The sequence below is a fragment of the Pseudoalteromonas sp. MER144-MNA-CIBAN-0113 genome (genome assembly GCF_040308965.1).
GTDB lineage: Bacteria > Pseudomonadota > Gammaproteobacteria > Enterobacterales > Alteromonadaceae > Pseudoalteromonas > Pseudoalteromonas tetraodonis.
Genome location: NZ_JBEOOG010000565.1, coordinates 1 through 241, shown reverse-complemented (window position 1 = coordinate 241; position 241 = coordinate 1). Strand labels below are relative to the sequence as shown.

The following is a 241-nucleotide window of genomic DNA, read 5'->3' as shown; positions in this document are numbered from 1 at the left end:
ATATACTCAGCTTGATTTAAATAAGTGTATTAACGAGCATCAAGCACTTTGCATTGGCCAGATAAGCGAATACAGCGCAGCGCGCATTGCAAATATAGTACGTGCGTGGCTTGCACTATTTACACAAGTGATGCCATCGCAAAAGCAGCTCGAGCAAATTATTAATCAAGCAATGCGCGCAAAAAACGATGCACAAATGCGTATTGATTTGCTCGATGGGCAAATACGTCGTCATCAAGGT

General features: G+C 42.3%; 1 protein-coding gene. It reads left to right on the top strand.

Annotated features, from left to right (window positions below):
• Window positions 1-241 (top strand): TilS substrate-binding domain-containing protein (locus AAEY57_RS20960; RefSeq protein ID WP_350608777.1); only part of this gene is annotated, 241 nt, incomplete at both ends.